Source organism: Pseudomonas sp. 18.1.10, assembly GCF_024655625.1.
Classification (GTDB): Bacteria; Pseudomonadota; Gammaproteobacteria; order Pseudomonadales; family Pseudomonadaceae; genus Aquipseudomonas.
In genome coordinates, this window is record NZ_JANLGL010000043.1 from 24,879 (window position 1) to 37,001 (window position 12,123).

General features: G+C 60.6%; 11 protein-coding genes. 5 read left to right on the plus strand and 6 right to left on the minus strand.

Annotated elements, in window-relative coordinates; translation table 11 throughout:
- Window positions 1–145: 145 nt before the first annotated feature.
- Window positions 146–1,711, plus strand: a complete 1,566-nt coding sequence (locus tag NUV89_RS10295; RefSeq protein WP_257781197.1) for a PAS domain-containing methyl-accepting chemotaxis protein — start codon at window positions 146–148, stop codon at window positions 1,709–1,711.
- Window positions 1,712–1,792: 81 nt separating this feature from the next.
- The gene (locus tag NUV89_RS10300; protein ID WP_257781198.1) at window positions 1,793–2,413 is read left to right on the plus strand and encodes a LysE family translocator; all 621 of its coding nucleotides are present in this window, start codon (window positions 1,793–1,795) and stop codon (window positions 2,411–2,413) included.
- A 10-nt stretch (window positions 2,414–2,423) separates the two neighbouring features.
- Here NUV89_RS10300 and NUV89_RS10305 read toward each other — a convergent pair whose 3' ends face one another.
- Window positions 2,424–3,005: a hypothetical protein gene (locus NUV89_RS10305; protein WP_257781199.1), complete on the minus strand. Its 582-nt coding sequence runs from the start codon at window positions 3,003–3,005 to the stop codon at window positions 2,424–2,426.
- 159 nt (window positions 3,006–3,164) lie between these two features.
- Here NUV89_RS10305 and NUV89_RS10310 point away from each other — a divergent pair, with 159 nt between their 5' ends.
- Both NUV89_RS10310 and NUV89_RS10315 read left to right on the plus strand, forming a co-directional pair.
- Window positions 3,165–3,752 (plus strand): hypothetical protein, encoded by a 588-nt coding sequence (locus NUV89_RS10310; protein WP_257781200.1) that lies wholly within the window; start codon window positions 3,165–3,167, stop codon window positions 3,750–3,752.
- Entirely contained in the window at window positions 3,745–5,283 is a 1,539-nt protein-coding gene (locus tag NUV89_RS10315) for a hypothetical protein (RefSeq protein ID WP_257781201.1), read from the plus strand. Before NUV89_RS10310 ends, NUV89_RS10315 begins: the two co-directional genes overlap by 8 nt.
- Window positions 5,284–5,289: 6 nt before the next feature.
- Here NUV89_RS10315 and NUV89_RS10320 read toward each other — a convergent pair whose 3' ends face one another.
- A complete protein-coding gene (locus tag NUV89_RS10320) occupies window positions 5,290–5,736 on the minus strand; it encodes an NUDIX hydrolase (RefSeq protein WP_257781202.1) in 447 nt (148 codons plus the stop codon).
- The gene (locus NUV89_RS10325) at window positions 5,729–6,172 is read right to left on the minus strand and encodes an HIT family protein (RefSeq protein WP_257781203.1); all 444 of its coding nucleotides are present in this window, start codon (window positions 6,170–6,172) and stop codon (window positions 5,729–5,731) included. The genes NUV89_RS10320 and NUV89_RS10325 overlap by 8 nt, the downstream gene beginning before the upstream one ends.
- Before the next feature lie 218 nt (window positions 6,173–6,390).
- Between NUV89_RS10325 and NUV89_RS10330 the strand changes: the two genes are divergently transcribed.
- Complete coding sequence (locus NUV89_RS10330; protein ID WP_257781204.1) at window positions 6,391–8,331, plus strand: methyl-accepting chemotaxis protein; 1,941 nt, start codon at window positions 6,391–6,393, stop codon at window positions 8,329–8,331.
- A gap of 57 nt (window positions 8,332–8,388) precedes the next feature.
- On the opposite strand, the gene NUV89_RS10335 is transcribed toward NUV89_RS10330, so the two are convergent.
- From NUV89_RS10335 to NUV89_RS10345, 3 genes are all read right to left on the minus strand, one after another.
- Window positions 8,389–9,672, minus strand: coding sequence for a DUF6396 domain-containing protein (locus NUV89_RS10335; RefSeq protein ID WP_257781205.1), 1,284 nt, complete (start codon window positions 9,670–9,672; stop codon window positions 8,389–8,391).
- Entirely contained in the window at window positions 9,672–11,573 is a 1,902-nt protein-coding gene (locus NUV89_RS10340; protein WP_257781206.1) for a phosphatidylserine/phosphatidylglycerophosphate/cardiolipin synthase family protein, read from the minus strand. The genes NUV89_RS10335 and NUV89_RS10340 overlap by 1 nt, the downstream gene beginning before the upstream one ends.
- The coding region (locus NUV89_RS10345; protein ID WP_257781207.1) for a DUF2345 domain-containing protein at window positions 11,570–12,123 on the minus strand (554 nt) is incomplete at its 5' end. The genes NUV89_RS10340 and NUV89_RS10345, both read right to left, overlap by 4 nt.

The following is a 12,123-nucleotide window of genomic DNA, read 5'->3' on the forward strand; positions in this document are numbered from 1 at the left end:
ACGGCTAAACAAAAATGGCCGCCATTATGAGGTTTTTCATCGGGAAGTTTCAGGCTTTTGACCAATGGCTGGCGAAATAGCCAATGTGGATTAATCTTTTCCCAGCTGAGGCCGATTGGCTGAGTGCAACCAGGGAGTAGTCGGAATGCGCAATAACCAGCCAGTCACACAGCGCGAGATTTCACTCGCGCCTCAGCAAAAACTTATTTCCGCCACCGACGTGAGAGGTGTGATCACCTACTGCAACGACGCCTTCGTTGAAATCAGCGGTTTTGAACGCGCCGACCTGATCGGCGCACCGCAAAATATCGTGCGTCACCCCGATGTACCACCTGCGGTTTTCGCGCACATGTGGAGCGCGCTCAAGCAGGGCCTGCCGTGGATGGGCATCGTCAAGAACCGCTCCAAGACCGGCGACCACTATTGGGTCAACGCCTACGTCACGCCGATCTTCGACGGCAGCACGGTGGTGGGTTTCGAGTCGGTACGGGTCAAGCCCAGCGCCGATGAGATCCGTCGCGCCCAGGCGCTGTACCGGCGCATCAGCGCTGGCAAACCCGGCGTACCGCGCCAGGACGCGTGGCTGCCAGCGGCGCTGAGCTGCGTGCCCTACGTGGCAACCGGCGTCGCCGGGAGCCTGGCCGGCCTGTTCCTCAGTGCGCCTGTTGCCCTGGCCGTGGCCGTCGCCGTGGCGATACCGGTCGGCGTGCTTTGCGCGCGCATGCGTCAGGGCAGCACCTTGCACTTGTTGCGTGGTGTGGAACCTTCGACCTCAGACGCGTTGATCGCGCAGATGTACAGCGACGCCCGCGGCCCTCAAGGGCGCCTGGAAACCGCGTTCCTCAGCCAGGCCGCGCGCCTGAAAACCTGCCTCACCCGCCTGCAGGACAGCGCCGAACAACTCAGCGCCCTCGCCGGCCAATCCGATCAGTTGGCCAGTGCCAGCGCCAAAGGCCTGGACCGCCAGCGCGTGGAAACCGAACAAGTCTCGGCCGCCGTCAACCAGATGGCCGCCACCACCCAGGAAGTCGCCAGCCACGTGCAGCGCACCGCCGACGCCACCCAGCAAGCCAACGCCCTCACCGGACGCGGCCGCGAGGTGGCGCGTGATACCCGCGAAGCCATCGAGCGCCTCTCCGCCGTGGTCGGCGAAACCGGGGTGACCGTCGCCCAACTGGCCCGCGACAGCGACGAAATCGGCAGCGTGGTGGACGTAATCAAGGGCATTGCCGATCAAACCAACCTGCTGGCCCTCAACGCCGCCATCGAAGCGGCCCGCGCCGGCGACATGGGCCGTGGGTTTGCGGTGGTGGCCGACGAAGTGCGCCAACTGGCGCAACGCACCTCCCAATCCACCACCCAGATCCATGCATTGATTACCCAATTGCAAGCGTCCTCCAACAACGCCGTGCACAGCATGGAAAACGGCCAGCGCCAAGCCGAGGAAGGCGTGGCGTGGGTGCTGGAAGCGGACCAGGCACTCGTCGGCATCAGCGAGGCCGTGTCGCACATCACTGACATGACCACGCAAATCGCCGCCGCCACCGAGGAACAGAGCGCGGTGGCCGAGGAAATCAGCCGCAATATCACCACCATCGCCGGGCTGGCCGACCAGACGTCTATCCAGGCTCATCAGTCCACGGACTTGAGCAAAGAACTGACCAACACCGCCGCCACTCAATACGCGTTGGTCGCCCGCTTCAATCGCTGATCCCTTCCCTTCACGCGCCCTTTTACAGGGCGCCTTTGCATGCGCTAACGTCCCCCCTTGCCTCTTGTGGATGCCAGTGCCATGTCCATCGCCGATAACCTCCTCGCCTTTACCTTCGCCGCCATGCTGCTGACGCTTACACCGGGACTCGACACGGCATTGGTGCTCAGGACCGCCACGGTAGAGGGCAAGCGCCAGGCGTTGCAGGCCACCCTCGGGATCAATGCGGGCTGCCTGCTGTGGGGCGCGGCCGTTGCGTTTGGTTTGGGCGCGCTGATTGCGGTCTCGGAAGTGGCCTTCAACCTGCTCAAATACTGCGGCGCGGCTTACCTGGCCTGGCTGGGGCTGAACATGCTGCTGCGTCCACGGCGCTCGCTGGCGTCAGCCGATGGGGAGGGAAAAACCGGTGGCAACTGGTTTGTCAAAGGCATGCTGGGCAATGTGCTGAACCCCAAGGTGGGGATTTTCTACGTGTCGTTCCTGCCGCAGTTCATTCCCCAAGGCCAATCGCTGATCGCCTGGACTTTTGGCCTGGTGAGCATCCATGTGGTGCTGGGGCTGGCGTGGTCGCTGGTGTTGATCGGCGCCACGCAGCCGCTGTCCGGGTTCTTGCGCCGGGAAAAGGTCATCCAGTGGATGGACCGCACCACCGGGATGATCTTTGTGTTGTTTGCGGCGAAGTTGGCGCTCAGCCGGCGCTAGTGCGTTGAGCTCAAGAGAACACGCGCACGATCACGAGCAGTAGCACCAGAAAGGCACCACCGCAGACCAGGTTCAGCTTGAGGTTCTGGCGGTCCAGCTTGCTTTCGATCGACTCAAGCAAGGTTTGAATATCGCCGGGATTTGCCGGTGACGAGCTTTTCACATCCGTAGTGGTGACATCGCCGTGAGCGGCCAGGATGCTGCCGCCGACACCGCCGCATGCGATGGTTATCACAAGGATTACGGTATCGATGATATTGGCGGTGATGAATACATGAAGGGGCACAGTGGCCGTGCACGTTCCAGGGGCGTGAGACAGCTCAAGCGCGCACTTCACGTGCTCCGCGACGCCTAACTTGTAAACCATTGACGTAATCACGGCCAGCCCGATCATCAAGGTCCCTTTAGGAATGCGCAGGGTCTTCATATCCAGGAGCAGGCCGAGCAGCAGGGCAGCGCCCCCGCACAGAAAGCCCCCCGTAGTCAGTGGCCACTCAGCGAAAGGCACGATGCTCCCGTACAAAACGATCACAGCAATGACGAAAAAAAGAACACCCCATTCCCACCGTTTGAAACAATGCTTTATCTTCATGATTGACCTTCACTACGTTGAACGCGAGGGCGCATTCAGCGCTTCCTTGCTGAATTTTGGGCGCGCAGTGTAACGGCAAACCGTGCTGCCGGTTGGCCAGCCCGAGAAAAAAACGCTATGGTCGCGCCTTTCGCAACAGGTCTACAGCGAGGGAATGCGATGGGCTTTTTAGATCGGTTGTTCGGGGGCCGCTTCACCATGCCGCCGCCTGATGAAACAAACGCCAGCCATGCGGTCATCATGCGCGAGATGCGCTCGCCCGAATCTGTCGCGCAAAAACAGGCGCTCAAGGTGTTCACCGAAACCCTGCTGGCGCGTATGCCCGAGGCAGAAAGCGCCCGACTCTTGCGTCGCGTGCTACGTAAATATGCCGTGGACCAAGACCCCGCCAGCGCATTGACCGAAGGCTTGCTCGACACCTCCAGAGGCCAGAAGCTCATCGACCTTGTCCTGCTCGGTGTCGATTTTCGTGGCTTCGATGGCTTTGAATACCTGGCGCCCCTTCTGGTGGCCGCCAGCGGCGTGCAAACGCCCTACCACTATGAGCACACCGGCACCCGGCCGATGCTGGACGTGCTGGAGACCTTCGATCAGTGGCTGGTCGGTTTCGACAAACGCTACCTGCACCTGGACTCAGGCGATGACGATTACGTCGGGTTTATCGTGGATGCCGACCGCGTTGCGCCCACCCTCGAATTGGCCCGGCAGGCGGGCCTGACCGTGACCATCGGTTCCGATCATGAGTGAAGCGGTGGCCTCTTCACCGCGCAATTACTTGATCCGTCACTGGCGCGGCGAGTTCTCGCTGGCCCACGCATTCTGGATCAACGAAGTGTTGCTCAGCCTGGCGTGCCTGCTGGCGACATCGCCGCTGTACTTCATGCTGGTGCGCAACCCGCCAAGTCCCACCGGCCTGCTGCTGATGGGCGTGCCGTTCATGGCCGGCGCGCTGGCCGTCACGCTCTGGCAAGGGGTGGGCGTCTGGCGTTCGGCGCGGCACCACCGCCAGCGCGGCGGCAAGTCGCGCTGGGTCACCGTGGTGCGCGTACTGGTGATCGTCGGCGCGGTACAGACGGCTTACTCGTTGTTCGATGTGGTGCCTGCGTTCAAGGCGGCGTTGCGCCTGGCCATGGACCCCAATGCGCTGCCCGCCTACCGCATCACCGCGCTCAGTGATACCGAGCTGGAATTCAACGGCGGCATCGCGCCCGGCAGCTTTTCCGCCTTCGCCCAGGCCGTGGCGGATCACCCCACCGTCACTACAATCCAACTGGACAGCGTGGGCGGCCTGTTCGGCGAAGCGCGGGCCATCGCGCGGCTTATCGAAGGCAAGGGCCTGAACACCTATACCAACCGCGAGTGCGTGAGTGCCTGCGCGTTGGTGTTTATGTCCGGCAAGCAGCGTTTGCTCGGCGCTGAAGGCAAGCTGGGCTTTCATGCCGCGACGCTGTTCGAATCGGGCGAGGCATCAACGGCCGTCGTCGAGCAGTATCGTGACGCGCTGCTCAAACACGGAGCGTCCAAACAGTTCGTCGACAAAGTGCTGGCAACCGGCCGTGAAGACATGTGGTTCCCCGACATCACTGAGCTCAAGCGCGAACACATCATTACCGCCACCGCTGATGCACGGGACTTCACCGATGCGCGCCTGGCGAGGCTGCGGGAACCAGGGCAACTGGACGTCCACCTGCGCAAGTATTTCCAGCTCAAGACCCTGGCCGAAGACGCGCCTGCGCACTACGAGGTGGAAAAGGCCAAGGCACAAAAAGCCCTGGACAAGGCTTCGACCTCCGCCGGCTTCGACAAACTCACGCGCGAGCGCGACACCTGGCTGATCCAGGAGGCGCTGCGCAAAGCCCCTGCCCCGCAACTGTTGCGGTTCTGGCAGGCCCAGGCGGCGCTCGTGAACGCCGTGGGGCAAGGCGACGAGCAGATCTGCGCGTTCTACCTCAGCGGCGTCTACCCTGGGGGTTACAGCGCAATGCCCGACACCTTGCTCGCGCTGTTCACGGACACACGGGACAGCCAACGCGAACTGGTCAAGGCGGCCGCCGAGGTCACGGGCGACGTGACCCCGAGCGCCCAGGCCCGGGCCGACCTGAACCGTGTGTTCACCCACGCCGCGCCCGGCACCTACGACGCCTATCGGCAGCCAACCCAACACTCGCCTGCTGAGGTGTGCCAAGCCCACCAGGAGCTGTACCGACGAGTGCTCGCGTTGCCGAATCCAACGCGTGTCGCCGAGGCGTTTCGACTGTTGCCGGCGTACACGCGCTGAGTGGGGTCAAATGCCTGCGTCTTGCAGCATCTGGAGCAGCGCTTCAGGCCAGACCGTGTCGCTGGTGGTTTTGAGTTCGCTGACAGACCACCAATGGTGATCGGCCATGACCTGGGTTTCTGACAGGGTCCACCCGGCTTTTGACAGCGCCGTGCTGGGCGCATGCACGACAAAATACTGCTCGATGGCCAGCACCGTTTCGCCACTGGGCAGCATCAAGGCAACGCGCCGGTCGGCCACGCAGGCGCCAACGCTGTCGACCACCAGCCCCGTTTCCTCGCGCAGTTCGCGCAGGGCGGCGGCTTCGAACGTCTCGCCCTCTTCGACGCCACCACCGGGTGTGGCCCAATAATTTTGTCCGGCCAATGCGCCGTCGTTATGGACAAAGCGGAACAGCAGCACATCGTTGGCGGGGCTGATGACCAGCAGGCGCGAGGCCTTGCGTTCACGCATGGGTCGGTGCCTCGAGCAGCTGTGCAAGCGCCTTGCGCAGAGGTCCATGTATCGCCTCGGCGTAAGGTGGCGCATTTTTCCAGTCGTAGAACCAGGCCGGCATCCGCCGCTTGTCATCCGGCTCAGCGGCATAACGCGGGAAGATATGGCAATGCAGTTCCGGCTCGGAATTGCCGAGGATCTCGTAGTTCATGCGCAAGGCATCGGTGGCTTGCAACACTGCGTCGCCGAGGCGCGCCATGTCCAGCAGATACGTGGCGCGGGCTTCGGCATCCAGGTCGTTGAGGCTGGCAACGACCGGGTCGGACAATAAAAGGCAGTACCCCGGTAGAAACTGCACGTCGCCCATTACCGCCCAGCCTGAGGCCATGCGGCAAATAACCTTGTCATTGGCCCCGTTGCGGGCCAGTGCTACGCGTTCCGTGATAAGCGCCATGTCATATCCTTGATCCAGATGAGGTGCAGGCGGCATCTTACCCGGCACGACTGCCCCGGAAACAGGCAAACCCGTATTACGACAATACGCAGCCAGATTTGTAGACAAAAAATAGCTAAAGGTTCTCGACCTACAGGCCGACATAGCAGTGATAGCAAATCGCCGCACTTCATTCAAAAGCGACGATTTGGCCGCCCTCCCTGCTGATGGTCGTCTCGATGAAAATAAAAAATAAGCTGGTCCTTGCTTTCGTTTCCGTCGCCTTTATCCCGGTCAGCCTGGTTGCGGTGATCTCCGTCATGAACACGCGGACCCAGGCGGTCGATCACTTCATCGATGGCAGCACCCGGGAAATACGCCAGATCGACGGTAACATCCGCCAGTTTTTCGACGGCACGACGCAGAACGTCGATCAATTGTCCGCTGATCCTGTATACACTTCCGTGAACACCCTTAAGGATTACCAGCCCGCCAACGCCGCCAGCCAACCGATGCCGGCCGAGGCGCAACAGGTGATCGATCACTTTGCGCGCTACGGTGCAACCCACCCCGCCGCTGCGATTCTGTCCATCGGCCTGGAAGACGGCACCTACGCCAAATGGCCCGATGACCCGCAACTGGCCAAATATGACCCGCGCACGCGCCCCTGGTACAAGGCGGCAATGGCCAGCCCCGGCAAGACCGTGCGCACCCCGGCGTATTACTACGACAAAGACGACGTGGCACTGGTGGGCACCGCGCGCGCGTTGCTGGATAACACCGGCAAGGCCAAGGGTGTGTTTGTGGTCAGCGTCTCGCTGAAGAACCTCACCGAACTGGTCAAGAGCATCAAGCTCGGCGAAAGCGGCTACGTGATGCTGATCGAAGACGGCGTGGTGCTGGTGGACCCGCGCGACAACGCGCACAACTTCAAGCCCCTCAAAGACCTTGGCGAACCCTACGCACAGTTGGCCAACACCGCCCAGGGTTCCACCGAGGTGGTAATCAATGGCGTGCGCTACATGGCCAATATCTGGACCTCGCCCGGCCTGGGCTGGCGGTATGTCGGCCTGATCGAATACAACGAAGTGATGGCCCAAGCCACGCGCATGACCTACCTCACCAGCGCGATAGTGGCGGTGCTGGTGCTGATCTTCGGGCTGGTGGCGGCGGCGTTCTCCAAAGTCATCGTCAAACCCATCGGCCAGGTCAGCACCGGCTTGCAGTCCATCGCCCAGGGCGAAGGCGATTTGCGCCACGAACTGCACGTGCAGGGCAAGGACGAAACCGCCGAGCTGGCCGGCTGGTTCAACAAATTTCTCGCGGCGATCCGCCAGTTGATCCAGCACATCGGCGCCGCCTCGGCCAATTTGCAGGATGCCTCACGGGTCAACCGTGAAGTGGCGAACAATATGAACGACGCTGCGGGGCGCCAGCGCGAGGCGGTGGAATTGGTCTCTACGGCGTTCAACGAGATGGTCGCCACGGCCAACGAAGTCGCCCGTTCGTGCAGCGGCGCTGCCGAGTCGGCCGAGAACGGCCATCGCCGCGTCGCCGAAGGCAAGCAGCAAATCGAAGTGACCACCGACAACGTCAACCGCCTGGGCCGCCGCCTGACCGAATCGTCCCAGGCCATGGTCGAGCTGGAAGCCGGCAGCCGCAGCATCAACCAGATCCTCGGCACCATCCGCGCGATTGCCGAACAAACCAACCTGCTGGCCCTCAACGCCGCCATCGAAGCCGCCCGGGCCGGCGATCAAGGCCGTGGGTTTGCCGTGGTGGCCGACGAAGTACGGGCCTTGGCCAAGCGCACGTCGGACTCCACCGGCGAGATCGAAAACCTGCTCGGCACCCTGGAAACCAAGACCCAGGAAGTCACCCAGAAAATGGGCAGTTGCCTGGACCTGTCGCGGGCCAGCGTATCGTCCATCGAAAGCGCGCGGGACAGCTTCGAGGGTATCCAATTGTCGGTCAACGAAATCCGCGACCAGAACCTGCAGATCTCGGCCGCCGCCGAGGAACAACACAGCGTGGCCGAAGAGATCAACCGGCATATCCAGCAGATCTACGACGAAGCGCGACTGGTGGAAAGCCTGGCCAACTCGGCACAGGACGACTCGGGGCGATTGTCGAACCTGTCGGATGAGTTGAATGGGTTGGTGGGGCGGTTTAAGTCCTAGGGGGGCAGCCAACATTACCTTCGCAGGCCTGCTCCCGCGAAGGTGATGGTGGGGCTTTCATGAAAGCAGGCACCACCTAACCGCACTTTCAAACCGCGTGACCTTGTCCGGGAAAGGCCATGTGCGGAACTGATAGCGTTCGACCCACACCGTGGGAAACATATCGCCCTGCTGGAAATGCCGGGTGCCGTTGTTGTCTCTCAATGAATGGCCCCACGGCAAAAAGGCAACCTTCCAGTACCCACTGACCGGGCAGGTTTGGCCGCTGTAACTGTTGGGCGCGGATAAGTGGGATTGGCTGAATGCTGGGGAGCCCGGTAAACCTAGGCCGGTGGCGGGGTCAAGGAGCTTGGCTTTGGCCAGCTCGGTGATCAGCGCCTCGCTGGGTTTGGGCGGGGGGATATTCGCCAGGCGGGATTCAAGCCATTGCAGCTTGCCGTCCCAGGGGGGCAGTTTGGCTGGGGGTAGAGGGAGGATGTCGTTGATTTCGGGGACTTTGGGGTCGGCGTAGGAATACCTGGCGAGTATTCGCCAGATTTTTTCGTAGCGTTCGGCGCGAACCAGGTCTTCTGGTTGGCCGAGGTAATAGAGCCCGTCACTGGGAGGCGGCGCACGAAATGCTTTTTCCAATCGGCCGGCAGCACTTTCGTCGCCAGCCATAACGCCCATTTGCAAAACTGCCATTGCTTCGTGGTAGCTCTCTTCATCCTGAAGATAGAGGGACAACATGACTGCAGCTCTGCCATGTCCCTGCTCGGCAGCACATCTACGCATTTGCCTTGCGACATTTGGCGCAACGTCGTTAGGCGCCAACATTTCTGCTACATAGGCTTGGGCAACGGCGCTACCTCGATCAGCGGCTTTGCGAAAGTAGCGCAACGCCATTTCCGGTTCTTGTTTTAGCCCCGACGAGCCATTCTTCAGGAAAGTGCCGATGAAGTAGTAGCCGCTTGCTACACCTGCATCGATTAGGTTCTGGCTCAGGCGCAGATGCTCATCCCCGTTGAGGTTGAACTTTCCACGCAGGGAGCCATTCTGCAAGTTGACGTTTGCCTTGAAATGACCGTTCTCGGTGGCGATGCGGTACAGCCGCTCGACCTCAGCATCAACAGCGGTTTCTTGTTTTAGAAGATTGTTCTTCTGTAACCAACGAGCATATTGAAATAGCTGATCGGTTTCAGCTGAGGCACTAGGAAAAACTTCATGCGCACAAGAAAAGCTTAGCTTGGCCTTGATTTCGGTAAGTGGTTTCAACGGAATCTCCTTTATCGAAAACATGCGCTCAATACTGATGGTGTAAGCAACCAGTAGTAGACCCAACAGCAAGAAGGCCAGCCGCATCAGTCCAGATCCTTCAGGGCTGCTTCGGTGTAATGAAATCCGACAAGCGAGGCCCAAGGGGCGCCTTTTTCTTCCTGGCTCTTCGTGTTTTTGTCGATGATGTTCTGCCAAGCCTCAAACGCCACCTCAGGATCATCCTGCGCCCCCTTCCCATCCGTATGCAGCCCCCACAACCGCCGCCTCAGCGCCTGCGTCACACTCATCCACTCATGGGCGATATTCAGCTCGCTATCCACCTGCATGCTCCGCGTGTTGATATTGGCCGAGCCATGGGTGGTGAACACGTCGTCAATAATCATCAGCTTCGAATGGATATACACCGGCATCCACGGCTTACCCGCCGGCGAGTCCTTTGCCACCAGCGAGCACACATGAACTTTCAGGCCCGGACGTGGCTGCGGCACCTCTGTGCGGGTCTCGATCGCCTTGATCTGTCGGTTGAGTGCGGCCTCTCGGTACTCATGATTGACCCGACGTTCGCCCTGGGCTTCCCGGGCTTTATCACTTGCCTCGCCACCGCCCAACGCGTCGCTCAGGCGGGTCAAGGTGACCAAGGCCTGTTGTTCGATAAGTTCCGCCAAGGACGGCGCCTGTTTATTCGCCTCAGCCTTGATCCGTGCAATGCGCTGCAACTTGCTGATCTCAGGCATCGTGTCACCACGCCCAAGGCTTTCGAGCATGCGATAGGTGTTCAAGGCGCCTGGGCCTACGCCGTCTTCACTGGCATTGGTGATCACAAACAGATGAAGGTTGCCGTGCAAACCTGGATCGCGTCCTGCTCGGCTTTGGTCGGCAGCGGCCTTGTTGATGGCTTCGGCCAATGGCGGCCAGCGAAAGTATTGGTTCTCAATGTAGATGAACTGAGTCGCGTTGTTCACGGCCTTCAGGTAGAGCTTTTCAATGTCTCGTTTGCCGTCCTGCGCCTGGGTACGCACCAGTTGGGCCAACTGGCGAGTGGCGCCAGGGATGCATGTCAGTGTTGGCCCTACCTGCTTGGCCTGGCGCGAAAGCAGCAAGTCTTCACCCGTTTCCTTGCGCCAGGCGGTGGCGAAGTTATGGTGCAGGTGTTCCAGGATCGGCCCGCTGACCTGGCTGGAAATATCCTGGCGCGGCGTATCGCCACGCGGGCCGCGGCTGGGCTCGGGCTTGGCCCCTTCGGTGCGATTGCGCGCGGTGTGATCGTTGGTATCCCAATACTCATCGAGCATGTTGTGGCCCATGACAAAGCCGACAGCGCGATCTTTCAGCTCATAGTCGACCAGCACGGTTTTCTGATGGTGCGTCACGGCCACCGCCAACGCGCCTAACGTCCCAGCGCTAAGCTGCGGATCAAGACTTCTGTATTTGGCCTGGTGAGCAATTTCAGCCCGTTCATACAGGCTGAATCCACGGCTGACAAACACCGGCACACTGCGCACCACGCGCATGGCCGGTGCCAGGTGATCGGCAAATGCGCATTGGGAAAACCAATGCCGGTCATACGCATATTGATCGGCCGTGGAAGGTTGCAGCGCCCGGTCCTTGATACGGTACGGGCCCTTGCCAGGCAAGTTGGCCTCACCCGCTGCGCCGGCACTGTTGAACGGCGATTCCCAACCCAGTATTCGCACCTCGACGCCTTCACGCGCTTTGCTCATCAGCAGTTCGCCGATCGTTGGGCTGTTGCCGTCACGAATGAAATACATCGACGGCTGAAAGCCCCAGCAAATGATGTCGATGGTTCTCGTAGCGTTGGCGATGGCCACATGCACGGCCTTGAAGGCTTCTTCGCCGTTGATGAGTGGCTGGTAAGTGGCTTCCACCGGGTGATACTCACTGCGCTGCACATACCAGGGCGCGGTGCAGGTGGCTTGTTGGGTGTGTCGCAGAGCCATTGGCACGACGATATCGGGTTGAGTCATGAAGTCTTCTCTTCCGAGTCACTTTCGGGATTGGTCACGGTGGCGTACAAGGCACGGTGGTCCGTGTGCGATAGGGGCTGACTGAGCTCGCTGTCAGCTAGCACGTGATGATTGTGCAAGCCGCCATTGGCCAAGTTGGCCTGATCGGCATTGCGATACTCGCTGGGCACCGGTATTTGGTAACTCACCCCGTTGGCCAACTGCATTCGGTATTGCTGAGTCACAACCTCATGGTTGATTGATACGAGCCCTGTCTTATCCAACACGCCTTGCTTGAGCACTGCTCCGTCGGCATAAAGTGTGTAAGGCATACCCGCCCAACCTTGACCGGGTGCATTGGGGATCATCGGCACACGAAACTGCACGGGTTGTTTAGACAGGCTTCTCGGGTACTCTGGATGTGTGGCCGACATGCTGGCGGGGCCCAGATAGTCAACGTTCGTCGATTTGACGGTATGACGGCCCTGGGTGCCGGACTCAATGCAATTCTGGTCGAGGGTGATGTAACTGCCGCCGGCATTCAGAGTGATCTTCTTCTTGGCGGTGATGC

Coding starts and splice junctions, on each gene's coding strand:
- NUV89_RS10295 (WP_257781197.1), top strand. CDS start 146: ATGCGCAATAACCAGCCAGTCACACAGCGCGAGATTTCACTCGCGCCT.
- NUV89_RS10300 (WP_257781198.1), top strand. CDS start 1,793: ATGTCCATCGCCGATAACCTCCTCGCCTTTACCTTCGCCGCCATGCTG.
- NUV89_RS10305 (WP_257781199.1), bottom strand. CDS start 3,005: ATGAAGATAAAGCATTGTTTCAAACGGTGGGAATGGGGTGTTCTTTTT.
- NUV89_RS10310 (WP_257781200.1), top strand. CDS start 3,165: ATGGGCTTTTTAGATCGGTTGTTCGGGGGCCGCTTCACCATGCCGCCG.
- NUV89_RS10315 (WP_257781201.1), top strand. CDS start 3,745: ATGAGTGAAGCGGTGGCCTCTTCACCGCGCAATTACTTGATCCGTCAC.
- NUV89_RS10320 (WP_257781202.1), bottom strand. CDS start 5,736: ATGCGTGAACGCAAGGCCTCGCGCCTGCTGGTCATCAGCCCCGCCAAC.
- NUV89_RS10325 (WP_257781203.1), bottom strand. CDS start 6,172: ATGGCGCTTATCACGGAACGCGTAGCACTGGCCCGCAACGGGGCCAAT.
- NUV89_RS10330 (WP_257781204.1), top strand. CDS start 6,391: ATGAAAATAAAAAATAAGCTGGTCCTTGCTTTCGTTTCCGTCGCCTTT.
- NUV89_RS10335 (WP_257781205.1), bottom strand. CDS start 9,672: ATGCGGCTGGCCTTCTTGCTGTTGGGTCTACTACTGGTTGCTTACACC.
- NUV89_RS10340 (WP_257781206.1), bottom strand. CDS start 11,573: ATGACTCAACCCGATATCGTCGTGCCAATGGCTCTGCGACACACCCAA.